Below are 26,731 nucleotides of genomic sequence, written 5' to 3'. Positions count from 1 at the left end.
TTAGCTCGACAGATTTTTATTTATAAAATTATTCCTGCCCAATTTTAGACATTTAGAATACAAATGTAACAAAAGATATTTTATTTAATACAAAAAGCAATTATTTAATTATAAGAATAAAAAAAAACCTATGCAAGCTTGCATAGGTTTTTTATTGTATAAAAGTTCAATATTATCTTCTATTTAAAATAAAGATGTGGCTATCTGTACTCGAGCTTCTTTATTTGACGGATTCCACATAACAGTGGCAGATACAGGAAGTTTATATCCTAATACAGGAATATCTTTAGCGGCTTTAAATCCAACATTAACTATATCAAAATCATGTTTTTCATTTCCATAAAAATGGGACTGTCCCCCGTTTAAGGGAAAAGCTCCACCACAGAATAAGTTTACATTAATTTTTTCATTATCAATAATTGGGTAGCTAAGTTCTACGTTAGTGGAAAATTTTTGATCTCTATCTTTATTTTCTTTTCTATCTTCTCCAAAAAATGAAGAAACTAGATCTAATCTTAGAGGGAAATTTTCAGCAAAAACTACATATCCTCTTAAATCAAGTCTGTGCCCGGTGTCTTTTCTGTCATAATTCCAAATATCATTATTAGGATCCCCTTTCTCTCTTCCTGTAGAGTTGAATACATCCCAAATACCTATACCGTATCTTTTTGTGCCATAATTTATGTAGTAATTGATTTCATGATAATGTTCACCATTATTATCTGATAATCCCATACCACCCCAAACTCCTATTTTGAGATTTTTATTTCTATCTAATGAGTAATTTAGATCTACAGCAGCGATAGGAACATCAGAAACTATTATCCCTTTCCATAGGTGATTGGATTTTAATTCTAGGTTAAAATCAAATCGATCCAGGACTTTATCCAGATTATTTGTCTCCTGACCATAAGAAATTATGGTAAATATTGTTGTTGTTAAAAGTGCAATAATTTTTTTCATTTTTTTATAATTTTAATTTGTAAGTTATTATTTTTTATATTGCACTGAAAATGATTCTAAAGGAATATACCATTGGTTGTTAATATTCCTATTATAGGACCTAATAAATAAAGCTATAGGTACAGAGATTAAAGAACTTAATCCAAAAATTGATGAATTTTCATTAATTTTAAAATACCCTATTAAAATGTAAAAAATTGTAAATGTAAGTACATAGATCCCTATTACCTCTGATATTGGATTTTTGAGGTAATTTTTTATAGTTGGATTTGTACTAAATACATCTTTTTTAAAATTCGGGTTTTTAGTAGTATCAAAATTTTTTTTGTATTGGATATATACTAAAATAGTTCCTAAAACAGTTCCTATTAATTGTGAAATAATATTAATTTGTATTTCATTACATAGTAAGTTTTCTGCTATAGCTCGTTTTATTTTAACTGCTGGAATAGAATGTACTTTATTTATGATTACGGAAATTATTGCTCCCAGAAATACAATAAAAGTAAATCCGGAAGCAATATTAATTAACCTTGATCTATTACCTACAGTTTTTTTCAGTGCAAGATTTGTACAAACACTATTTCCTATTAAAATGGCTAAGAGTAATGTACTAATCAATTCTGCAAAATGTATATATAAAGGGACCATTTTGTTAATTCTTGTGGTTATTTATCTTCCTCATCTACCCAGTTAAGAACTCTGCCTACTGCTTTCTTCCAACCACTTATATTATGGGCTACATCTTCAGCTTTCATTTCGGGTTTAAATACTCTATCTATAACTCTTTGACTTTGAATTTCATCTATATTTTTCCAATAACCAACAGCTAATCCAGCTAAATAAGCAGCTCCTAAAGCGGTTGTTTCTAATGTTTTAGGTCTAACTACATTAAAACCAAATATATCAGCCTGAAATTGCATCATTAGATTATTAGCACAAGCTCCACCATCTACTCTTAATTCAAGGTCTTTAACCCCAGAATCGGCTTCCATAGCTTTTACTAAATCATATACTTGATAAGCTATACCTTCTAAAGTAGCTCGGGCTATGTGTCCGTCTGTTGTTCCTCTTGTTATTCCAAGAATACCGCCCCTTGCATAAGGATCCCAGTAAGGAGCACCTAATCCAGTTAAAGCAGGTACAAAATAAACCCCTCCATTATCTGGAACTGTTTTTGCTAGGTTCTCAGTATCTGGAGAGGTTTTTACTAGTTTAGCACCATCTCTTATCCATTGTACTGCAGCACCTCCTACAAATACACTTCCTTCTAAAGCATAATGTGTTTTTCCATTTATTTTCCAAGCAATGGTAGTTAAGAGGTTATTTTTAGACATTACAGGTTTTTCTCCTGTGTTCATTAATAAGAAACATCCAGTGCCATAAGTATTTTTTGCCATTCCTGGTTTATCACATAATTGACCAAAAAGAGCAGCTTGTTGGTCTCCTGCAATACCTGCAATTGGGATTTTAGTGGAGAATAAGGTAGTTGAGGTTTCTCCATATATTTCGCTACTTTGTTTTACTTCAGGCAAAATAGATTTTGGGATGTTAAATAATTTTAACAAATCTTCATCCCATTGCATGGTATGTATATTAAATAATAATGTACGAGAGGCATTTGATACATCTGTAACATGCATTTTTCCAAAGGTTAACTTCCATATTAACCAAGTATCAACAGTTCCAAAGCATAATTTCCCTTGTTCAGCTCTTTCTCTTACTCCGGGAACATTATCTAATATCCATTTAACTTTTGTTCCTGAAAAATATGCGTCAAGGATTAATCCTGTTTTTTCACGAATTTCTTGCGTTAATCCTTGTGCTTTTAATTCATCACAATATTTTGCAGTTCTTCTGTCTTGCCAAACAATAGCATTATAAACGGGCTCACTGGTTTCTCTATCCCAAATGATTGTTGTTTCCCTTTGGTTTGTAATTCCTATTGCCGCAATGTCTAATCCAGAAACGCCTTTTTTTGCAATTGCTTCCGCAGCTACAGAAATTTGAGAAGACCAAATTTCTTCCGGATCATGTTCAACCCAACCTGGTTTAGGGAAATGTTGGGTATAATCCCTTTGTGCAACAGATGTAATTTCACCGCCATGGTTAAATAAAATAGCTCGGGAAGAGGTAGTTCCTTGATCGAGAGCTAAAATAAATTTTTCTTTCATTTTTTTGTGTTTTTAGTTAAAATTTTAGTTAAAAATTACCTTTACTATTGTTGTATAATACAATTTGATAACTTAAACCAAACCAGTCATTTGCAATTTTTGGTCCACCGGTTTCATCTCGATGTTGATAGAAAGCAGTTATTTTTGCCATTCTAGGACTGTTTGGATATACGTAATAGTTTACTCCAATAGTATAAAGGTTTAGTTTTTCATAGTTAAATCCTGAAATTGCTTTATTTCCTTGATCATAATATTCATATCTTGCTACTGGTTCAATATGGTTAGTAACGTTGTAGCCTACTAAGAATGAATATCCTAATTTGTTTACTTTTATAAAGTCATGTTTCGTATAATCTAAATTTCCACCGGCAGATGATGTTAAATTGTAATCTCCTGTTTTAGGATTAAAGAATCTAACTTGTTTGTGTGTACCATAATCAAATTTAAATTTATATTTTTTAGGGTTTATATAATATAGATAACCTGAATAAGCCCAAGATTGTTTATATCCCATACCAGGAAGGTTTACGCTACCCATATGCCCTCCGAATTCAATATTTTTTATAGGGAATAAGTGTAATGAGAAATCCCAACTTTTAAATTCTAGTCCGTGATTTCCTTGGTCTACATTTGGGCCATCATTAAATCCAGACCAGTATCTATCTCTATTACTATCGCTGTTATGCCAAAAGAAAGAGTATTTTACCCATTTCCATTTACCATAAAGATCTATACCATAGTGTCTTAAGTCAGGAGCTCCTTGGTCAGTACTTTGATTTTCTGAGGTGTAAGTGAAATCGACTAAGTCTATGTCATAAGCAGAGGTTTCATTTGCAGCTCTGTTTCCGGCACCTTTGAAACGCCCAATTTGCACTCCTAATAATTTATGAAAATCGTATTTGATAAATGCGTCTGTAATTTTATTAGCATGTAAATTCCAAGTAACACTAGCACCTAACTTTGGTGTAATTTGCATGTCGGTGTGCAAAAATCCAATTTTAAATGCTCCCGGTTGGAAGTTGTAACTGGAATTTGCTTCTTTATAAACGTTTTTATCGCTAGGAACTTCTTGATATATAGTTTCCAATACCATACCAATTCCGTATTTAAGGGTAGGGGTAAAGCTATTTTCATCACCTCCTAATATATCTTTAAGGAAATTAAGTTTAATTCCATCTTGTAATGCTGATCCTTCGCCGGTTACACGTTGTATAAAAGGTTTTTCTGTACGAGCAATTGTATCATAGCTCATTAAATTAAGAGTTCCTGTAGAAGTGTTTTTTACAATTTCGGTATTTTCATTTTTAGTTTTTATAGCTTCTTCTAAGGCTTTATTTTTTTCTTCAAGTTCTTTGTTTTTAACATTTAGAGCTTGTTCTAAAGCCTCTACTCTTTTTTCAAGATCAGATTTCTCTTGCGAGTATAAAGAAAAAAAAGGAGTTAATAATATTAAATATAAAAGTTTATATTTCATAATGATGTGTATTATTAATAAGGTAATTTATTTTGTAAAAATAAGGCAAAGACTAATATTAATTGTCTTTACCTTATTGTTATTTATCATATCTTTTAATGAGTCAAATCATTCTATTATTTAATTCTTTCAAAAATATATACTTCATGGATTTCTTTATCGTACCCAGGATAAAATCCTGAAGGCATTCCCATTTTTATGATAGAACCTCTGTTATTAAGAATTAATAAATCATTATTAGTTGGGTCAATAGTAATTCCTTCTATTTCACCTTCTTTTTTAAACTCAGGAATAGATCTAAATAAACTTACATTGGTTCTTGTTTGGTCATCAGATGTATTAACGTCTGCTATGTAAATGTTATCGGGTTCGTTTAAGTCCGCATCTCCATCGTCTGCAGTAATTAATACTTTTCCGTTATTATAAAAAATTCCTTGTTGCCATTGTGGAGAAGGCTGTAAATGAATTTTGCCTATATATTTTTTATTTTTCAAGTCATATTTGTATATATAGTTACCTTGTGTCCAATCAGCCATCCAAGCTATATCATTTTGTTTATCAATGGCGATACCGCATACTTCTGGTTGTTCAATTTGTCCGAAATCGATAGAATATTTATAATCTAATGTTTTAGCATCATATACAGCGATTTGTATATTTCTAACATTTCCGGATTCAAAAAATTCAACGCCTGTATAAACTTCTCCATTATATACATCAATATCACCGAAATGGTTTACTTCTTTTTTAAAGTATATAAAAGGTTTTTCATTTTTGGTAATTAATTTTCCTGTTTTATCATATTTAAATAGAGCAGTACTACTAGATACATAATAGAAGTCTTTATCAGCAGCTATACCTTGTCTGCCATCTACTGTAATTACGTTTTTTAACTTGTAATCTTTTCCAGATTTTGCAATCTCTTGTGCATTTATTGTTGTAAATCCTAACAATAAAGCAGCCAATAATAATTTCTTCATGTTATTGTTTTTATTATTTAAGTGTTATATTTTATAAATTATACTAATATTCTGTGAAATGATCTCATGTTATAATGAGTACATTATTACAAATATTTAGTTATATAGAAAAATTATACTGTTTTAAATAAATATAATATTTAGGAAAAATTTTAAAATGTTTTTTCATTTTACGAAATTTTTTTAATAACCTAATGTTGTTAATACTGTTTTTGCATCTTGATATGCGGGCCCACCGTTTCTTAAGCCTTTGCTATGATAAAATAATATTGTCATGTCTGATTGATTGGTAAACATCCCGTCAGAGTTATTGAAATATTTTTCCATTTGTTCTTTATTATCAAAAGAGTAAGGGTGTATTTTCATGCCAGATTTATGTATTAAATCAGCTTGCCAAGAATTCAATAATTCTGGCCAGTTATCCGGAGGAGTACCACCTGCTATAGAAGGTCCAATGAATTGTGCTAAATTATCTAAACCAAAATTAATGTGTTGTATATAGGTTGATGTTTCATCATTGTGAATATCATCAGGACCTGTTCCTTTCCAAAAAAGTAGTGCTGTTGGTATTTTTCCGTTAAATATACTTTTTAGGATTAATAAACTTTCATGAGAAAATGTTTGTAATACAACTTTACCATTTGTATTTCCCACATTTATTTTTCCATTTTTAAATTGTGCTGTTTCTGTTGCAGGTTGGGTATTAATATTCCAACCTAATCTGTTTAATTCTTTTTCTAAAGCTTGTTCTATTCCTGGATTTAAAGCAGGTTCTTTAGTTTCAACATAAATTCCGGGTCTATTTCCGTTATCATTAGGGTCTTGCTCATATTCAAAATTATAAGATCCGTCTGAGTTTTTGCTCCATATTCTTTCACCTTGTGCATTTCTTTTTAATCTTTTACCTTCTGCATACATAATAAGGTCTTCAAGAGTAGAAATATATTGATGTTGATTTTTAAAACTTGACCTTGCTCTGTCTGGATTGTCTTTATTAAACCAACTTCCGGCATCTAGTTTTAATAATTCTTCATAAGTAAATGTTGAAGTTGGGTCTTTGGCTCGGTTAGGATATATATCTTTAATATTTGTGGTCCTTGTCATTACATTATCATGCATAACTAAGATGACCCCATCTTTAGTCATCTGTAAATCGGCTTCCAAGTAATCAGCACCTATATTTCTGGCCCATCTATAAGCGGATTCAGTTGACTCCGGTGCCCAATAGGATGTTCCCCTATGAGCTATGATAGCATTATCAGGAACATAATCTCTAACAATTTTCATTTCAGCCGTTAGTGAATGTAATCTTTCGCCACGTAATGGAAGTGCATTATCGTCATCGTCACTGCATGCTATTGTTAGCATACTTAAACAAGATAAAAGAGCTATTTTAATGGATTTCATAAATTATTGATTTTGTGGTTTAGTTAAATATTTATGGCTTAGAAGTATCTTTATTTTTTCTTATTTTCCATTGTTTAGTGTGATAATTAATATTTGAATCTTCTGAATCTTTACAATAAACAATGATACCGTCATTCTTTTCCCAATAAGATTTTACAGTGTATCCTCCAATTACTCCATCTTCTTTCGGACGTACAACTTCATTATCTGGGTTTACTATAATTTTTAGACCTGCAGATTCATTAAGCATATCTAGATCACCACGACTATTTCCGCCAACGATAAGTGGCTTGGTTTGAATAAAAGTTTCTATTGTGTAAGCTTTTCCATCGTCTTGAGGTATAGGTAATATTATTTGTTTGGTTGATAGATTGTTTTCAATTACAGATTTCACTCCCAATACATTTAACGGAGGAATTTCCAATTCATCTGAAACAAATTTTTGATATAGCAGCTCTGGAGAAGCAGTTAGTATCCAAACTTCAAAACCATAATTTTTCAGGTTTTTAATTAGTTCTTTCATTTCGGGATACATCTTATTTTTGTAGGTTTTTTGATAACAATCTACACCTATTTGTCTAATTTCTTCAGGAGATAATCCGGAAAGAAAATGAACACGGTCTTCTACATAATTTTTTCCAACATTATTACCATCCTTAACCATTCTATCCAGAATTGCTAACTTTTCTTTAGATATTTCATCAGTTTTTCCTCTGTAATTGTTATCTGCATACATATAAAGTGCTTCATCAGCAAGATAATATGGTACTTGACCAAATACGGTACCATCGCAATCAAATACAGCTACTTTTCTTTCTTTAGATTTTATTTGAGAGTTTAAAAATTTTTCAATTTTTGTATTTGCCTCTTTAGACCAACCTTGAATATAGCTGTATTTTTGCGCATTTATTAAAGAAATTTGGGCTAAAAAAATATATAATAATAATTTTTTCATTACTTTTTTGTTTATTTTTTTAGCATTTTAAGTTTTGATTTTTTATTTTCATCTGGAATAGTAAAAGCCATTAAAATAGAAGCTATAATACAACTTCCAATTAATAATTCAAAACCGGCACTCCAGCCATAGTGTTCTGCAATATATCCCATAAGAATATTGGATAGAACAGCGGTTCCTATAAAATAACCAAAGAAACCGGTAAATCCGGCAGAAGCTCCTGCTGCATTTTTAGGAGCTAAGTCAAGAGCATGTACTCCAATCAACATTACTGGACCATAGATTAAAAATCCTATAGATATTAAAGCTATGATATCTATCATCATGTTATTTTCATTTTTCCAATAAACAAAAACAGCAATCATTACTAACAGCATAAAGATAATTGTAGTAACCGCTCTTTTCCCTTTGAAAATTTTATCGCTAATCCATCCACAAATAATGGTTCCAGGTATAGCAGCAAATTCATAAGCAAAATATGCCCAGCCTACTTGTTTGATATCGTATCCTTTTACTTCTTTAAGGTACGTTGGAGCCCAGTCTAATACACCATATCTTACGAGATACACAAAAGCATTTGCCAGTGCTACAACCCAAAGAATTTTATTGTTTAAAACATATTTAAAGAATATTTCTTTTGCAGATAATACTTTTTCAGATTCTTGGCTATAGTCTGCAGGATAATCATTTTTATATTCTTCTATAGAAGGAAGTCCACAAGATTGAGGATTATCCCTAATTAATGCATAAGCAAGTAAGGCAATAAGTATAGCAATTACTGCAGGAACTCCAAATGTACCAAATTTCCAAGAATGTTGGATTCCTAATAAGGCTATATAACCGGTAGCACTAGAAGTTACAGGGCCAATTAACATTCCCCCTACATTATGTGCCGTGTTCCAAATAGACATTTTACTACCTCTTTCAGATGAAGAGAACCAGTGGGTCATAACTCTACCACAGGGAGGCCATCCCATTCCTCCAAACCAGCCGATTAAAAATTGAAGAATTCCAATAATAAAAACATTGGAAACTCCAAAATTAGTACCGGCAATAATTATAGTTAAGGAAGCTAATATTAAACCGAGGGATAAAAATTTACGTGCATCACTTCTATCAGAAATTCCTCCCATGACAAATTTAGAAATACCATATCCAATACCATTACAGGCTAAGGCTGCCCCTAAATAGTCTTTAGTGTATCCAAATTCTTTTTCTAAAAATGGCATAGCTAGAGTCAGGTTTTTTCTAACTAAATAATAAGCAGCATATCCTGCATAAATACCAATAAAAACCTGAAGACGTAATTTTTTGTAAGATGCATCTATTTCAGATTCTGGTTTACGCTTTATAGGCTTGGGAGGTGTTAAAAAATTTGACATTTTTTTTAATTTAATAATAGTTGTGTGTTTAAGTTATATTAATTTTTTGTTAGTAATCTACTAATAAATAGCCTTTGGCTAAATCTCTAAATTCATTTACTTCTTTTTCAATCCATTGATTATCATGCCCTAGTTCTTTTGCCATAATTTTAGCGACTGTTTCTGCACAATCAATGGCCGCTCTTGCGTCTATAAATAATAAACGTACTCTACGAGCCAGGATATCTTCAACTTTTTCAGCCATTTCTGTTCTTATAGCCCAAATGATTTCTGCTTTAGTATAATCATGATTAGGGTGTATTTTTTCAGCATATTCACTGTTTTCTTGTTGTAATTTTAAAATTTCTGGTATATCTGCCCCATAAATGTATAAATGATTAGTTCTATCTACTTTTTCAGCAGGAATATTTCCATGTATAGAAAGATTTTCTGTTTTACATGGTTTATTAGGAATTTTATTTATTTGTATGGCTTTATTAATAAAATCTTCAGCCATTTGTCTATAGGTAGTCCATTTTCCTCCTATTATTGAAATCAAACCGGTATTAGAAACCATTATTTTATGACTTCTGGATACCTCTTTTGTACTTTCTCCTTCTTTTTCAGGAGCAGCCAAAGGTCTTTGACCAGCAAAGACTGTTAAAACATCTTTTCTTGTAGGTTTTTTTGTTAAATATTGGGAAGCGGTAGATAATACAAATTCAATTTCTTGTTCCAGAGCTCTGGGTTCTAAACTTGGGTGTTCTACTAAGATGTCGGTAGTACCTACAACAATTCTATTGTGCCAAGGGACAGCAAATAATACTCGCCCATCGCTAGTTTTAGGGATCATTAAAGCACTATCTCCTGGTAAAAAGGATTTATCTAAGACAAGATGAATTCCTTGGCTAGGAACAACAGTTTTTTTATGGTTAGGATCATTCATATTCAAAATGTCATTGGTAAATACTCCAGTGGCATTAAAAATTGCTTTTCCTTTCACATTATATTCGTTTCCATATAATGCATCTTTTACTTTTACTCCAATTATTTTCCCTGTATTGTCTTTTAATAAATCAGTCACTTTTATATGATTAATAACAGTAGCTCCATTTTCTACAGCTGTTTGTGCTAGGTTAACCGCTAATCTTGAATCATCAAATTGACCATCATAATATACAACCCCTCCTCTAAGTTTTTCTTTTTTAATAGTAGGAAGCTGTTCAATAGTTTTTTCTTTATTAATATGTACAGATTTTCCTAAACTTAGTTTTTTTGATAACATATCATAAAGTTTCAGACCTATCGTATAGAAAGGTCCATCAAACCATTTATAGATAGGAATTACGAAAGATTGTTTTTTTGCTAAATGGCTAGCATTTCTTTCTAATAACCCTCTCTCTCTTAAAGCTTCTTTTACTAAAGATACATCTCCCTGGGCAAGATATCTTACCCCACCGTGAACTAATTTTGTAGATCGGCTTGATGTAGCTTTAGCAAAATCATTTGCTTCAAATAAAATAGTTTTATATCCTCTGGTAGCTGCATCAACAGCTGTACCTAAACCACTGGCTCCTCCTCCGATAATTATTACGTCCCATTCAACATTAGAGTCGTTTAATTTTGATATTTGCTCTGTTCGTTTCATTTTAATTATTTTTTTATTCTTTTCATGTGTGCCGTAAATATACAAAAAAACAATACGAAACCAGAATGTTTTTTTTAATGATATTTTTCAGATTTGTAGTAAACCTACTATTTATATGTAGTTATTTGTTAAAAAACAAATAATTATTAATATAATATTAATAAATAATATAAAAAATATATAAAAATATCATTTCAAATTTATATAGGAAAATGTATAAAAATAGAGAAAAAGTTAATTTATTACTGTTATTTTTTCGTTATATTTAGCCCAAAAACGAATCATGGTTAAGTTAAATGGAAGACAACAGATAATTATTGATGAGTTAAATGATCAAAATTTTATTAAAGTTAATGATCTTTGCGAAAAGTTAAATGTATCTGCTGTAACTATTCGTAAAGACTTGCAATATCTTGAAAATAAAGGATTACTATATCGTACCCATGGTGGAGCAAGTAAGCAATCTTTATATGCTTTTGAAAAAAATATTAATGAAAAAGAATTTGTTCAAGTTGCTCAAAAACAAAAAATAGCGAAAGCGGCATTACAATTTATAAATGATCATGATTTTATTATTCTTGCTTCTGGGACTACAGTTTATTATCTAGCAAAAATTATTTCTGGATATGAAAAGTTAACGGTAGTTACTTCTGCCTTACAAGTTTCTATGGAATTAAGTAATGATCCATTTACGGATGTGATTCAATTAGGTGGAGATTTGAGAAAAAGTTCTGTTTCTGTTATTGGAGCTATTGCAGAATTAGAACTTAAGAATTTTTCATGTAATAAATTATTCATAGGAATAGATGGGATAGATTTAGATTTTGGATTATCAACTTCTAATTCCACTGAAGCTCATTTGAACAAAGTAATGATTGATCAATCTGAAAAAGTCATCGTTCTGGCCGATTCTACTAAAATCAATAAAAGAGGATTTGGACAGATTTGTTCTTTGGATAAAGTGGATGTTTTAATTACAGATAATGATATTTCCGAAAAAGATTTAATTTCTTTTGAAGATCATGGTATAGAAGTAATTATAGCTAAATAGAATAAATTTAAATTAAAAAAATCTTACAATTTTTGTAAGATTTTTTTAATTTAAATGATAACTTATTAGTCTTCTAAAGCATTAGCTAAAATACTTATCGGATTTTCGCATGCTTTTGTTGTAAACATTTCAATTTGCCACTTACATGTTTCACAATCTGTAGCAACCAAGTCAAATCCACCTTCTTCAATTTGTTTGAAAAGAGGATCCCCTATTTTTTTGGAAACTTCATGATTTTCTTTTTTAAATCCAAACGTTCCGGCAATTCCACAACAATTAGAATCTAAAACAGTAACTTCAGCATTCGGAATTAGCTTAAGTAATTCTATAGAATAATAAGACCATCCTAATTTTGCCATGTGACAAGGCGTATGATAAGCAATTTTTAATGGTTTATTTTTAAATTTTAGCTGAAGATTAGTATTACTTAATAGTCTGTAAACATAGCGAGTTGCTAATTCTATTTGATCTTTTACTTTACTGTTATCTACACCCAAAAGATGTGGATGTTCTTCACGAATAGTAAAAGTACATGATGAAGATGTAGTAATGACAGGAAGTTTTTTATCTATTACAGATTTACGAATTTCTCTTTCATCCAACTCAGCATTTTTTCTTGCTTTGTCAATAAAACCATTAGAAACTAAAGCAATACCACAACATCGTTCTTTTTCAAGCAACTGAACTCCTATTTTTAATGAGTTAAGTACCTTTATCATATCTTTTCCTAATTGAGGATTGTTATAGTTAACATAACATCCGTGAAAATAAGAAACCTGTGAAGAAAATTCTTTTTGTTTTTCAGCTACTTTTTTATACCAGCTTTTAAATGTTCCAAAAGAATATTTAGGTAGACTTCTTCTTTTATCAATTTTTAAAACAGGCTCAATTAGGCTTTTAATGGGTTTTGCTGATGTCATTGCATTTACAATAGGAGCAAAAGGAGTGGCAAGAGAACCCATAAAATCAGTGTGAGCTAAAATAGCATCTCTAAGAATTGGCTTTTTCTTACTATATTTAATACGGGCCAATTGGATAATATCCCCAATTTTAACATTTGAAGGGCATGCCACTTCGCATCGTTTACAATTAATACAATATTTTAAAGATTCGTCATAAAAATTAGCGTCTTTTAATCGTAATCTTTCTCCATCTGGTCCAGCTTGTTTTGGTCCGGGATAATCTGGATTAACTTTGGAAACGGGACAATACACAGTACAAATAGTACATTTTATGCATTGTTCGAAATTATTTTCACTTTTATTGAGTAATAGGTTCATGAGTTTTTTCTTTGGTTAAAATTTGTTCAGCAACATGTAGGGCAGAAAGTATGGATACTCCAGCTCCGCATCCTTCTTTTAATGGATTAAAACCACTAAGGGTGGCTCCTGCAACAAATAAGTTGTCGATAGGTTGATCATCTTTTATTGCATTAAAGTTAGAATTTGTTTTCACACCAAATTGCTGGTAATTTTGTCTATCAAATAAATTAGAGTTGTACCAATCAGCTCTATCAGTTAAATAATCGGTATCTAAATTAAATACGGGCTCATATACTTGCTTAGTATCAGCTATTAATCCTTGGCTGAAAAAGCTTCCGGAGGAAAGTATTATATTTTTAGCAATAAATGGAATATCTCCATGATTATGTGTATATATTTTAGATACATGGTATCCTTCTACATCAGCATGAACTACGTTATCTCCCAGCATGTAGATTCCACCTAATTTTGTAAAATAATTTTTTAAATATTGTTGTGTGCGAACACCTACTAATGATGGAGGAAATGTAGGTACCAGAAGAATGGGTTTTCCTATTTTTTTAATGAGTGTAGGTAAGATTTCAGTATTTTTAAATCCAATGCAATCAGGGAAAATAATGGCATCACTATTTTTACTGTTTTCAGAAAAAATCTTAGCTAAAGTATCCATGTTTTCTTCTTTGTCAAAAACAATGGAAAGATTAGTTGATCTGAATTCACTAGGATTTTTCCTTACAGCATCTAATTCAGGAAGGTTAAAGTATTTTATTTCAGTTTCAATATGAATTTTTTCAAGAGCTTCAGAAATAAATTCAGGATGAAAATCTAGAAACCCTTCTATATTAAGTATAGAAACTTTTTTCCATGGAAGTTTTTCATTATCTTCATTATAAGCAAAGTTTGGCATGGTTAGCCAGGTAGGCTTTAATACCCCCATAGGAGTAATCCTGTAATGATTTTTACTAGAAGAACCATGTGCAGGAATACCTATTTCTAAAAGAAATTTTTCTGCTTCTTTTGCTAATTGCACAAATTTGGATTCACCTATTTTCGCATATGGGTGATTAGGGGCTTGTTGAGCAAGATCTTTTATAGAAGCTTCTGGGTTTTGAACAGGACTTCCATCCGGTAAAAAATTTAGCAAATCAAAAGAACCCGAAAAAAAATGTAAGGCGCTTTGTCCTGAAGATATAATTGCACATTTTTGTCCGCGCTGTAATAAGCGGATCCCACTAATTAAACCTGTTAACCCACCACCTATTATTACTGTATCAAATTTCATCTTTTGCTTTTTTAATTTGTTCTTGAGATAAATTTAAACCACATACTCCTTCATATACCCAACTTGTAAATTCACTTTCCCTTAAAGTATCCCCCCAAGCAATGGGTCTGATTCCTTTCCATCTTTCGTTAAGGAATATAGATAAATCTTCTTTAGATTTATCTGTATTTAATGCCTGATAGTGGTTCATAAGTCCTGTAGCTCTACATGCACAAAGTTCTCCTTGGCAGGTTCCCATACCAACACGGGTTCTTCTACGAAGATCTATAAGGTTATTTACATGTAATTCTTGAATAGCATATTCTACTTCACCGGCAGAAACTTCTTCACATTCACAAACTAAACTGTTGGCTGTAACTGTATTTTTTGACAGATTCTCTGCACGATCACCCATTCTGTATATGGCAGATTTCCTAATAGAGGAAGGAAATGATGCCATTTTTTGATTTATTTCTTCTGTACTTTGTTGTGAACCCGGAAGTTTTTCAACAGCAGTAGTACATGGAGTGGAATTGTTTAATTTTTTACATACTAAATCTGTAGCCCATTCTGCCATTAATCGATAGGTCATTAATTTTCCTCCTGTAATCGTAATAAATCCTTCTAATCCGTCACGGGTGGCATGGTCTAGCAAAACAATACCTCGGCTTACATTACGACCAGATGGATCATCATCGGAAGCTACCAAAGGCCGAACTCCTGCATATCCTCTTAAAATTCGGGTTTGAAGTAGGATAGGTGCTAATTTTTCTCCTTCTCGGATTAAAATATCTACTTCTTCTGGGGTAACATACATATCATCTATTTCATCATAAGGAACATGTGTAGAAGTAGTTCCGATTAAACATATAGTATCTCCAGGAACTAAGATGTCTGCATCTGCAGGTTTACGGCATCTGTTTAATACCATTTTATTTACCCTATGTCCAAAAATAAGTAGAGCTCCTTTTGCGGGGAACATTTTTATTTTTAGATCTGCATATTCAGCTATTTTTTGCCCCCATATTCCTCCTGCATTCACCACTATAGAGGCATATATTTCTTTTTCTTCTTTTGTTTTATGGTCGTATACTTTAACACCTATTATACGATTTTGTTCTTTAATTAATCCTAAAACTTCATGATAGGTTAAAATTTCCGCTCCATGATCTTTGGCATCCATGATGTTAGAAAGTGTTAGTCTAAAAGGATCTACGGTACCATCAGGAACTTTTACAGCGCCAATTATAGAAGGGTTGGCAGAGGGTTCCATTCGTAAAGCTTCTTTAGGATCAATTGCTTGGGCATCAATTCCTGCTGATTGGCAAGATTCAATAAATTTGGTTTGATAAGCAATATCATCTTCAGGGAGAGTTAAAAATAACCCGTCAGTTTTCTCAACGCAATGACTGGCAATTTTTTTAAGAGTCATATTCTCTTTAATACATTCTTCTGCGGATTCTCTATCGGTTACCGCATAACGACTTCCACTATGTAGTAACCCATGATTTCTACCGGTAGCTCCTCCTGCGATATCATGTCTTTCTAGCATAAGTGTACGTAAACCTCTTCTAGCACAGTCTCTTGCAGTTCCTGCGCCAGTTGCACCCCCTCCAATAATAATTACATCCCAAGGGTTGGTTTTACTTGAATTTAAAGATTTTATATTCACAATGATTTTTGTTTATTTTTACACTTCAAAAATACGAAAGGAAACGAAACAAAGTGTAAATTAAACACGTGATATAAGTCATTTTTGTTTATATGTTTTCATTCTAAATTAGGAACTATTGATAGTGTTTTATTATTTTATATTTTTTTCAAAAACCTTTATTATAAAATGTTTGTAAAAAAAAAATGATAAAAAAATGTTATTACTTCGGCAAAGTAAAACCATATGAAACCTAATTATTACATATTAGTTTAAATACAGAAAAGAAATTTTTTGCTTTATAGTGTTTAATTAGAAAAGGAAAAAGACTTTAAAAGGGTTGTTTTTAAAACAACCCTTTTATAATTTTTAAGGAAATTTGGGGAATTGTTTAAAATTGGGTTTTCGTTTTTCCAAAAATGCTTTTTTACCTTCTTGAGCTTCATCCATTAAATAATACATTAAAGTGGCATCACCAGCTAGCTGCATGAGCCCATGTTGTCCATCTAATTCTGCATTTAAACATCGTTTAATCATACGTAAAGCCATCGGGCTTCTTTGTTGCATAATTTGACACCATTCAACTGTTTCATCTTCTAATTTCTCAAGTGGAACCACTTTATTTACCATTCCCATTTCCATTGCTTCGTTTGCTGTATATTGCTGACATAAAAACCAAATTTCTCTTACTTTTTTTTGTCCCACGCTTCTGGCTAGATAAGATGATCCGAAACCTCCGTCAAAACTGCCTACTTTAGGTCCTGTTTGTCCAAATTTTGCATTTTCAGAAGCGATAGTCAAATCACAAACTACATGTAGTACATGACCACCTCCTATGGCATATCCGTTTACCATGGCAATTACGGGTTTAGGTATTTCTCTTATTTTTTTATGTAAATCTAATACATTTAATCTGGGAATACCATCTTCACCCACGTAACCTCCTATACCTTTCACGTTTTGATCTCCTCCACTGCAAAAAGCTTTATCTCCAGCTCCGGTTAAGATTATTACATCTATTTCAGGGTGTTCACGACAATAATCTATTGCTTCTAACATTTGAAAATTAGTTTCCGGGCGAAAAGCATTGTAAACTTTAGGTCTATTAATCGTTATTTTAGCAATTCCTTCCCAATATTCAAATAAAATATCAGAAAATTCTTTTATAGTCTGCCAATTTCTAGCCATTTAATTTATTTTTAGTCAAATTTACTAATTTTAAAGAAATAGTTTTTCTAGTCTTTGTTTACAAATTATTTTTGAATGATTTTATCCATTGTTGTTTTATTTTTTTAGGAATTATTAAATAACACATTCCTAATATTATAAACCATAAAGGGGTGTATGTAAGAGCTTGTTTAGTATCTTCTTTAAACCAAAAAGAAATTATTAGTAATAGGAAAAAAATTAATGAAATATAGATTGAAAATAAACCTCCGGGAACTTTGTATTTTGATTTTTGATGTAATTCAGGCCTTTTTTTTCGAAAGGAAATATATGCAAATAAAATCATAGACCAGACGAAAACAAATAGAACAGTGGCAACTGTAGTTACTAAAGTAAAGGCATGCATAACATTTTCGTTTCCAAAATAAAGAAGCAAAACCGATGGAAGAAGACAAATACATGAAAAAGTTAGTCCCCAAGCCGGAACAGATGCTTTAGATAATTTTTTAAAAGCCTTAGGTGCTTTTTGGTTTAAAGATAGTCCATAAAGCATCCTACTTGTAGAAAAAATTCCGCTATTAGCAGAGGATGCTGCAGAGGTAAGTACGACAAAATAAGTTATATTAAAAGCCGAGGTAATTCCAGCAAAAGAGAATAGAACAATAAAAGGACTTTTATCGGGATTTATAGTTCTCCAAGGCATTACAGACATAATTACAGCTAATGCTAAGACATAAAAAAGTATTATTCTTATAGGGATGGCATTAATTGCTTTAGGTAATGTTTTTTCAGGATTATTAGTTTCAGCTGCAGTTGTTCCTACTAGTTCTACACCTACAAAAGCAAAAGCAGCAATCTGAAATCCAGCTACAAATCCAGCAAAACCAGTAGGAAAAAATCCTCCATCATTCCAAATGTTGCTAAGGGAGGTTGTTACTCCAGAGGGAGGTGTGAATCTGTAAATAATAAAAAAAATTCCTATAGCTATTAAACTTATAATGGCTAATATTTTTATAATGGCAAACCAAAATTCTGTTTCTCCGAATAATTTTACGGTTAGTAGGTTTAAACATAAGAAAAAAAGTATACAGACAAATGCAGGAATCCATGGGGCTATCATTCCAGGAAAAAGGTATTCTACATATCCAGAAATAGCTATTAAATCTGCACTTCCAGTAACTATCCAACAAAACCAATATGTCCATCCCATAAAAAAGCCAGCCATTGGACCTAATAAGTCTGAGACAAAATCTACAAAAGATTTATATTTTAAGTTAGATAAAAGTAGTTCTCCCATTGCTCTCATTACAAAAAATAAAATAAAACCAATAATAGTGTATACTAATAAAATGGAAGGACCTGCTAAATTTATAGTTTTTCCTGAACCCATAAATAGTCCGGTTCCAATAGCTCCTCCTATTGCAATGAGTTGAATATGTCTATTTGTAAGATTTCTTTGTAATTTTTTGTTAGAATCATTCATAAAAACAGGTAAGTTTATATTTAATATATCATTTTGAAAAAGGGAAAGTTTAAAATTAGGCTTTTTTGTTAAATATCTCAAATTTTCATTGTTTTAATTTTATATGTTTATGAATTTAGGATAATAACACGTTAATTATTATTTTTTTATAATAGTTTTTTAGTAAGGTTATCAAATAATTAAATCAGAGATTGTTCTAAATAAAAGATTTATCTATATATTTATAAATTATACTTATTTTAAAATAATACTAAATTTTATTTTTTAAATTAATGTATATATATTTATTTTATTTTAATTATTACATTTATTTATATTTAAATTATATTTGTAATAAATGGATTTGTTCTTTAAATGGTTAAGATCTTATCAAAAAAAGCATTTATACAATCACGATTTAAAATTTAAATTATGAAAATATTTTTATATTCTTTTAAAAGCAATTTATTGTTTTTATTTTTAATTTTCATTTATATTGGACATGCACAGCCTATACCAAGTTTTGAAACTTTAAAAGATACGTTACAAGCAACTTATGGTACTTCTAATAAACATTTTATTAAAACAACTTATGAAATGAGTTGTGGGGAATACACATTGGCATCAAGCGAGTCTAAAAAAGTAAGTGGAATGAAAGCTTATATAGAAGCAGCTACCTTAAAATCACCTTCAGGAAAAATAGCTATAAAAATTGAAGGAGATCCTGATAGCACAAAAGATATAACTTTAAAACTTCCGCTTTTAAATTCAAAAAAAGATACAATACAAACTCTAAAAATAATAGTTTCTGTATTAAAAATAGATAAAGAAGTGGAATTAATGCTAAATTATGGAGAAAATGCAGATACTGAGGTAGAAATTCCTTATTCTTTATCAAGTGGGAAACAAATTATAAAGTCTTCTTCGGTTCAGAAAGATGGGCTAGTTTATATAATAAATGGAACTACACTGAAATCTTCTGGTAAAATTAAAGTTTTAGTAAAAGGTAGTCCCAAATATTTTATTGCGAGTTCTGTACATATTCCAATTAAAAATGAAGAAGGATTGCTTATACAAAATAGTGAAGTTTTAATTTCCACATTTAAAATAACGTGTCCTAAAAATCCTGTAAAAGTTGTAGTTGGGAAAAAAATTGATAACCCCTTACTAGTTCAATATGATATGAATTTGGCTGGAGAAAAATATTTTTTTGATATTCCTCCTAAGGTTTCAGATACAATTAATGGGCTAAATAGTTCTGTTCCTGCCCAGAAGCTTATTGGTTTGGGTGGAACTGTTAAGGTAAATTTATTAGGAAAACCGATAGCGAATGCAGAAGTTCCAATTAGTATAAACAAAATTGATTGCAAAGTTTCAGTTCTGGTTGATGCTGAACTTATGGTTGAAAATCCTATTAATGCAATAAAAGCTGTAATTAGAGATCCATTAAAGCAAATGGGAAGTATATCCTATATATTAAAAGGAGACTCTATAAATCTTGAATCTTCCAATTCTATTAAAGTTAGTGGTTTAACAGCATATCTAGACGCTGTGAATTTAAATTCGTCTATAGGAAAATTAAATTTTAGAGTTGAAGGAGTTCCAGAAAAAACAGGTATTATAACTTTGAAATTACCAATTAATAAAAAAGGAGGGAAAGAGATAAACACCTGTGAGATTACTATTAAAGTTGAGGATAATAATGAAAAACCAATTATTTATTCAAATTTATTTAATTTAACAATAGCAAAGGATCAATCAATTAATGTTGATTTAGAAATAGGATATTTGTTTAAGGGAGAAAAATTTGAGCTAAAAGCTACATCTGCAGAAGTTAATGGGATCAAAGTAAGTATTAAATCAACGATGTTTTCTAAAGCTACAAATGAATTAGGGAAATTTTCTATAGAACTATCAGGTAAATTAGTAAAAGCTGAGAAAACGCTTTTAAGCTTGCCTTTAAAGAGTAAAAATGATGAGATTTTATATATCGTAGATATTGTTATAAATACTTCTGATTTTAAAACGGTTCTTGAAGAAAAAGATACAGAATTCACTTCTGTAACTGTAGATAAAAATAATAATGTTTGGGTGGGTACAAAATATAAAGGATTATATTTTATGGATCAATCTAAAAAAGACACAATTTTCTCAAAAATTACTATTAATAAAAATTTAGATCAATCCTGGATAAGGTCATTAGCGGCAGATACATTAGGGAATTTATGGGTAGGGCAAAGTGGAATACAGTCGTCATTTGGTTTTTTTCAATTAGGAGGAGTAAATAGAATTAATATTAATAATATATCAGATCAACGACATTTTAAACCCGATCAGGACACCTATAAATTACCATTTCTTGAAAATGATGGTTTGGGAACCCGTAATACATTACAAGTAATTGTAGATCCATATAACATAGTACGAGTATCACAGGGATTTCATCATATTCTTTATTCTGGAATGGGCTCTAAATATATTATAACTCCCGGAAGTTTTGCTTCAATTTCAGCTTCAGATACTAATGGGAAATTTATTCCTGTGGGTACTTACCACAGGCAAGATTCTGGCATTTCTTTTCCAGATAATACATATAATCCGCCAATTAATAAAAAAGAAGGAACCCGAAATATTTATTCCATTTCTGCTGATAGTTTAGCAGTATGGATAGCTGTAGAAAGTTTTGAATTTGAAAATAAGCTAATTCCTTCTAAAATTATGAAATATGGTTTTGATAATAAATTAATAGCTTCTGCTACTATTGATCAATTAACATTATCAGGTCAATTGACGTCTGTATATTCTGATGGTAAAGTTGTATGGATAGGCTCAAATTCAAATGAAGGTAAATATGCTATGTATATAATGTCTACTGATGAGTTAAAATTGAATAATGATAGCAATATTATTTTTCCCAAATCAAAAGTGAATCCTGCGGGAATATGGGGAGATAAATATGGGAGAGTTTTTATTGGTACTACAGATGGTATGATTGTTTATAATGGAGTAGGAGATTTATTTAATTATAATTCTTATAAACATTATGTGAACTTATCTCTTTACCAAGGGAAACTACCGAATAATTCTCAATGTTTAGTTGATATTCCTTTGATTTCAAATAATATAAAAACAGGAGTGGTAGATGGTAAAGATCCTAACTATGTATGGTTGGTAACTGATAAAGGTGTTGTAAAAGCACATATACCTATTGTGGAAATGTATGCTTATCATGTACAAGATATAGATGTTACTAAAGATCCGGATAAACCCTTTAAAGAAAAAGTAAACGGAAAAACAAACCATGTTTTTTTAACACAGTTAAAAGAGGCTAGTGCTAAAGAGAGTCAAAATAATAATGATGAATCTACATTTTCAGTTACTTCAGACGGAAGTCCCTCTACAATATTTTCAATTGTGGGTTATAAACCCTCTGTTTTTTACAAAAAACATCAATTTAAACTGGCTATTGGAGATGAAGAGGGAAATATTATTGAGGGGGATGAAAATAGTGATGAATATATTAAAAAATATGGCAAGTTAACTTTAAAGCCGGCTAAATTTTATAATGGAAATATAGAGGATTTAAATTATGTTGATATTTTGTATCAGCATCCAAGCTATATAGATGAAAAAGATTTAGAGGAAGGGAAAATAGAAAAAAAATACAGTTTAATACTAATAAATAAAGATTTTCCTAAAGAACCATTAAAAACCCGATATCCTATTAAATTTACTCTGTCCCCTGTATTATTAATACATGGCGCATGGTCAGATACCTTGACTTTAGATAGTATACAAAATAACATGTTGGATAAAGGATATACCCGTAATCAAATACTTAAAATATGGAAAACAGATAAAAACACGGCAGAAGTATCATCTAAGGAGATGATAGATGAGATTCCTAATTATATTGATCTGTTGAAAGGATCAGCTTCTAAAGCAAATATGTCGGTAGGAAAGGTAAATATAGTTGCCTATAGCCGTGGAGGATTATATACACGCGGGTATATAGAAAGTCTTTCAGATAAAACCCCATACAGATTTGATGTTAATTCATTAATTACGGTAAATACACCACATAGTGGTACACAATTAGCTAATGCAGTAGTAGATCAAAGAGTGATTAGTCCCAAGATAAAAGTCCCTGTAGTTCCAGAAACTGAGTTTAATTTTAAAAAGATTACATTTAAAGATGAAAGTTCTCTTAAAATAAAAGATATCTTTCAGATGGTTCCTTTTATGTCTGAAGCTGAAAGTAAAACTCTTTGGGGCGCAAAAAATATGATGGTTGCGAAAGATTCACTTTCAGGGGCATATAAAAAAGAAGAAACAGATTTAATTGAAAAATTAAATTCAAAAGAAAATCTAGCTAAATTTAAAGAAGCAAAAGTACCGATTCATACATTTAACTCAACATTTGATAATAAACAAAAATGGTATGTAAATCAGACAGCGTTTACAAGAGTTCCCGAAAAATTGTTTGCAACCTATTTACTAGGTAAGTCAGTAAATCCTTTAGGGGAAGATGGAACCATAAAATTTATAGGATATAAGAAAAATGTAAATGGGTTGACTATTGAAGTAGGAGAGGTTGGTAAGGTAATGAAGTTATCAGGAACAGGAAATCTACCGGTTAAAATTATGGGAACACCAGTAGCCCCGGGAAAAATTAAAGTAGAGGTAAATTCCACATTTTGTTCACTTTTTGTAAATGGATCTAATAATGAAGATTACGGGTTAGACTCTTCAGATTTAAATAATACAGATGTGGTAGTTGGAAATGAAATTAAAACTACAGTAAAATTATCTTATAATATGGTCAAACCTATAAATTTTGTAGGGTATAAAATAGAGGTAAACGGTTTATCTATAGAAGTAGGAAAACAAGGAAAAATGGAACTGTTAAAAGGAAAAGGAAGTATTGATGTATCTATCAATGGTAAAGCTACATCTTCTGGTAATATTCCTGTTAATGTAGGAGATTATTTTTGTGTAATTGTGGTAAGAGATTCTAAAGATACAAAACCTGGAAAGTTAACTTTAAATTGTGATAATTTCAGATTATTAGATTTAGAAACTAATACAAATATTGATACTACAGAGAAATTAGAATATATAGTAAATGGTAATCCAATTAATTTTATTGGATATAAGATAAATAAAAATGGTTTAACGGTAGAAGTGGGAGAAGATGGAAAAAATATTTTATTAAAAGGCAAAGGAAATCTTCCAGTTAAAATTAAAGGTAAATCGTTATCTCCTGTAAATATAAAAATAGAAATTAAAGATAAATATTGTACAATACATGTAAGAGAAGAAAAAAAACAAAACTCAGGAATTTTAACTATAGATTGTTCTGCTCTAAGTGGAGTTACGCTACAAACAAATACAAATACAGATGTTAATGTAAATATAAAATATATAGTAAAAAAATCTACAGATTCTTTACCATATGTAAATGTTTTAGAAAATTTATATGATAATCAATCTAATGATTATGTAGTTCCTACTTCAAGTATGAATGCCGGATTATCCGAGAAATATACTAGCGAGTTTCCAGATCTAATGCATATAGAATTTCCAACATTTAAAATTGAAGGAATAACAAAATCTTTGGAAATACAAAATGAAATAATTGAATTATTAAAACAGGATGTAAGAAGTGAGTCAGGAAGTTTTTCTCAAAATATTCAACCCAAAGAAATAAAATATAATTTTTTATCCGATTTTAAGTTAGATGAAAACAAGAAAAATGAAAGTAAGCTGGCAATAAATCCCAAATCTTTTATATCAAATTCTTTGAACCTATCTCCAGGGGATAAAGTTTCTTTTGATGTTTATCAGGAAAATATAGATCAGATGCTTATTGCTATTCAGTATCCGGGTGTTGAAGGAATTTATTCCTTCGCTAGAAATAAAATAGTAAATGAGGCAGAGAAACCCATACTTGATCCTGACTCACTTTCAAATAAAAAATTAGAATTAAAAAATACATTTACCTTTGAAATACCCGAAGGTTATTTACCCTCTAAAGATTTTTTTGTAACAGTATATGGATTTAAAGAAGGAAATATGGTAGCCAAACATACGGTATCTCCTAAGGTTGTTAAACCAGAGACTTTGCTAGAGAAAATAAGATTTTCTAATACTGAGATTAAAGCGAATCAAGGAAATATTTATAAGTTTGATTTATTGGGAACATTTGCAGATGGAGTAGAAAGGCGTATTAATGATAGAGAAGATATTATTAACTATAAAATTTCAGACGAAAAAGTAATTAAGAAGATAGATAAAGAAAATATTGAGGGAATAAAAGGTGGAGAGGCAACTTTGAGTGCATATGTAGGTATGTTGAAAGCGCAACTTAAGATTATAGTAAAAGGGCCTATAATATCTCCACCAACAAAAGTAAGTGATTTTCATTTTGAAAAAATAAAACCTCAAAGCATAAAATTGGTATGGAAAACTACTAAGGAATATTTAGCGCAGTATTTTACATTAGAAAGAAGTATGGATAATGAAAATAACTTTATAATTATTAATCAACAGCCTGCTAAAGGAATTACAACGAATGATCCTAAAAATTATGATTTTACAGATGAAAATATATCCGGTCATATTTATTATAGATTGAGATTGTATAATTCAAATAATATATTAATATATTCTAAAGTTATAGAAGTGTCTGAACTGGTTTTAGATTGTTCAGATTTAAACACTTTGCAAATTAATATAGGAGAAAAGTTAAATGTTTTACAAGAATTAAGATATAATATAAAAGGGAATGTGCCTATAAGTTTTACAGGATATAAGAAGGTTTTAAATGGATTGATCATAGAAATAGGTAAAGAAGGACGAACAATAGAGTTAATTGAAAAAGGAATAATTCCAGTAACCATAAGTGGAACTCCGACACAAACCGGCATAATACCAATAGAAGTAGAAACAAAAAGTTGTAACATAACAATTCAGGACAAAACGTTACCACAACCCGGCAAACTAACTTTGGATTGTAATAGTATAAATGGATCCACCTTAGAAGTAGGAAGTTCTTCCAATAAAACATTACAATTAAAATACACAGTAATCGGAAATCCTATAAACTTTACAGGCTATAAGAAAACGGAAAAAGGGATAACAATAGAAGTAGGCACAGAAGGGCAACAGATAAGTTTATCCGGAAGTGGAGTAATAGCTGTGACTATAAGTGGAACTCCGACACAAATCGGTATAATACCAATAGAAGTAGAAACAAAAAGTTGTAACATAACAATTCAGGATAAAACGTTACCACAACCCGGCAAACTAACCTTGGATTGTAATAGTATAAATGGATCCACCTTAGAAGTAGGAAGTTCTTTTAATAAAACATTACAATTAAAATACACAGTAATCGGAAATCCTATAAACTTTACAGGTTATAAGAAAACGGAAAAAGGGATGACAATAGAAGTAGGCACAGAAGGGCAACAGATAAGTTTATCCGGAAGTGGAGTAATAGCTGTGACTATAAGTGGAACTCCGACACAAATCGGTATAATACCAATAGAAGTAGAAACAAAAAGTTGTAACATAACAATTCAGGATAAAACGTTACCACAACCCGGCAAACTAACCTTGGATTGTAATAGTATAAATGGATCCACCTTAGAAGTAGGAAGTTCTTTTAATAAAACATTACAATTAAAATACACAGTAATCGGAAATCCTATAAACTTTACAGGTTATAAGAAAACGGAAAAAGGGATGACAATAGAAGTAGGCACAGAAGGGCAACAGATAAGTTTATCCGGAAGTGGAGTAATAGCTGTGACTATAAGTGGAACTCCGACACAAATCGGTATAATACCAATAGAAGTAGAAACAAAAAGTTGTAACATAACAATTCAGGATAAAACGTTACCACAACCCG

At 30.6% G+C, this 26,731-nt stretch carries 16 protein-coding genes; 2 read left to right on the top strand and 14 right to left on the bottom strand.

Translation table 11 applies throughout. The annotated features are described in order from the left end of the window. Positions 1–183 precede the first annotated feature (183 nt). The 9 genes from C4S77_RS05150 to C4S77_RS05110 all read right to left on the bottom strand — a co-directional run bounded on the left by C4S77_RS05150 (position 184) and on the right by C4S77_RS05110 (position 10,962). Positions 184–963 (bottom strand): hypothetical protein, encoded by a 780-nt coding sequence (locus C4S77_RS05150; RefSeq protein WP_105246561.1) that lies wholly within the window; start codon positions 961–963, stop codon positions 184–186. Positions 964–990: 27 nt separating this feature from the next. Further along, positions 991–1,614: an aquaporin gene (locus C4S77_RS05145; RefSeq protein ID WP_105246559.1), complete on the bottom strand. Its 624-nt coding sequence runs from the start codon at positions 1,612–1,614 to the stop codon at positions 991–993. A gap of 17 nt (positions 1,615–1,631) precedes the next feature. Beyond that, positions 1,632–3,137 carry a glycerol kinase GlpK gene (gene glpK / locus C4S77_RS05140; RefSeq protein WP_105246557.1) on the bottom strand — a complete coding sequence of 502 codons (1,506 nt, stop codon included), beginning with the start codon at positions 3,135–3,137 and terminating at the stop codon, positions 1,632–1,634. A 28-nt stretch (positions 3,138–3,165) separates the two neighbouring features. Further along, positions 3,166–4,611: a hypothetical protein gene (locus C4S77_RS05135; RefSeq protein WP_105246555.1), complete on the bottom strand. Its 1,446-nt coding sequence runs from the start codon at positions 4,609–4,611 to the stop codon at positions 3,166–3,168. A gap of 116 nt (positions 4,612–4,727) precedes the next feature. Next, positions 4,728–5,591 carry a hypothetical protein gene (locus C4S77_RS05130; protein ID WP_105194541.1) on the bottom strand — a complete coding sequence of 288 codons (864 nt, stop codon included), beginning with the start codon at positions 5,589–5,591 and terminating at the stop codon, positions 4,728–4,730. Positions 5,592–5,774: 183 nt separating this feature from the next. Then, positions 5,775–6,998, bottom strand: coding sequence for a glycerophosphodiester phosphodiesterase family protein (locus C4S77_RS05125; protein ID WP_105246553.1), 1,224 nt, complete (start codon positions 6,996–6,998; stop codon positions 5,775–5,777). Between the two features lie 31 nt (positions 6,999–7,029). Further along, positions 7,030–7,953: an HAD family hydrolase gene (locus C4S77_RS05120; RefSeq protein WP_105194543.1), complete on the bottom strand. Its 924-nt coding sequence runs from the start codon at positions 7,951–7,953 to the stop codon at positions 7,030–7,032. An 11-nt stretch (positions 7,954–7,964) separates the two neighbouring features. Then, positions 7,965–9,335, bottom strand: a complete 1,371-nt coding sequence (gene pgtP, locus C4S77_RS05115) for a phosphoglycerate transporter protein PgtP (RefSeq protein ID WP_105194544.1) — start codon at positions 9,333–9,335, stop codon at positions 7,965–7,967. Between the two features lie 49 nt (positions 9,336–9,384). Then, positions 9,385–10,962 carry a glycerol-3-phosphate dehydrogenase/oxidase gene (locus C4S77_RS05110; RefSeq protein WP_105246551.1) on the bottom strand — a complete coding sequence of 526 codons (1,578 nt, stop codon included), beginning with the start codon at positions 10,960–10,962 and terminating at the stop codon, positions 9,385–9,387. 283 nt (positions 10,963–11,245) lie between these two features. On the opposite strand from C4S77_RS05110, the gene C4S77_RS05105 reads away from it, so the two are divergent. After that, a complete protein-coding gene (locus C4S77_RS05105; RefSeq protein WP_105194546.1) occupies positions 11,246–12,013 on the top strand; it encodes a DeoR/GlpR family DNA-binding transcription regulator in 768 nt (255 codons plus the stop codon). Between the two features lie 65 nt (positions 12,014–12,078). Here the strand turns inward: C4S77_RS05105 and glpC are convergent, their stop codons facing one another. The 5 genes from glpC to C4S77_RS05080 form a co-directional block, all read right to left on the bottom strand. Next, positions 12,079–13,293 (bottom strand): anaerobic glycerol-3-phosphate dehydrogenase subunit GlpC, encoded by a 1,215-nt coding sequence (glpC, locus tag C4S77_RS05100; protein ID WP_105246549.1) that lies wholly within the window; start codon positions 13,291–13,293, stop codon positions 12,079–12,081. Then, positions 13,274–14,557 (bottom strand): glycerol-3-phosphate dehydrogenase subunit GlpB, encoded by a 1,284-nt coding sequence (gene glpB, locus C4S77_RS05095; protein WP_105246548.1) that lies wholly within the window; start codon positions 14,555–14,557, stop codon positions 13,274–13,276. Before glpB ends, glpC begins: the two co-directional genes overlap by 20 nt. After that, the gene (glpA, locus tag C4S77_RS05090; RefSeq protein WP_105246546.1) at positions 14,547–16,208 is read right to left on the bottom strand and encodes an anaerobic glycerol-3-phosphate dehydrogenase subunit A; all 1,662 of its coding nucleotides are present in this window, start codon (positions 16,206–16,208) and stop codon (positions 14,547–14,549) included. Before glpA ends, glpB begins: the two co-directional genes overlap by 11 nt. 348 nt (positions 16,209–16,556) lie before the next feature. Beyond that, positions 16,557–17,375 (bottom strand): 1,4-dihydroxy-2-naphthoyl-CoA synthase, encoded by an 819-nt coding sequence (gene menB, locus C4S77_RS05085; RefSeq protein WP_105246544.1) that lies wholly within the window; start codon positions 17,373–17,375, stop codon positions 16,557–16,559. 58 nt (positions 17,376–17,433) lie between these two features. Further along, positions 17,434–18,918 carry an amino acid permease gene (locus tag C4S77_RS05080; RefSeq protein WP_260209468.1) on the bottom strand — a complete coding sequence of 495 codons (1,485 nt, stop codon included), beginning with the start codon at positions 18,916–18,918 and terminating at the stop codon, positions 17,434–17,436. A 330-nt stretch (positions 18,919–19,248) separates the two neighbouring features. Here C4S77_RS05080 and C4S77_RS05075 point away from each other — a divergent pair. Further along, on the top strand, positions 19,249–26,731 hold a 7,483-nt coding region (locus C4S77_RS05075; RefSeq protein WP_146106049.1), incomplete at its 3' end, for a DUF7379 domain-containing protein.

Origin of the sequence: Apibacter adventoris (genome assembly GCF_002964975.1) — a bacterium.
Taxonomy (GTDB): domain Bacteria; phylum Bacteroidota; class Bacteroidia; order Flavobacteriales; family Weeksellaceae; genus Apibacter; species Apibacter adventoris.
The sequence above is the reverse complement of the archived record's forward strand: the minus strand, read 5'-3'. Positions and strand labels throughout refer to the sequence as shown.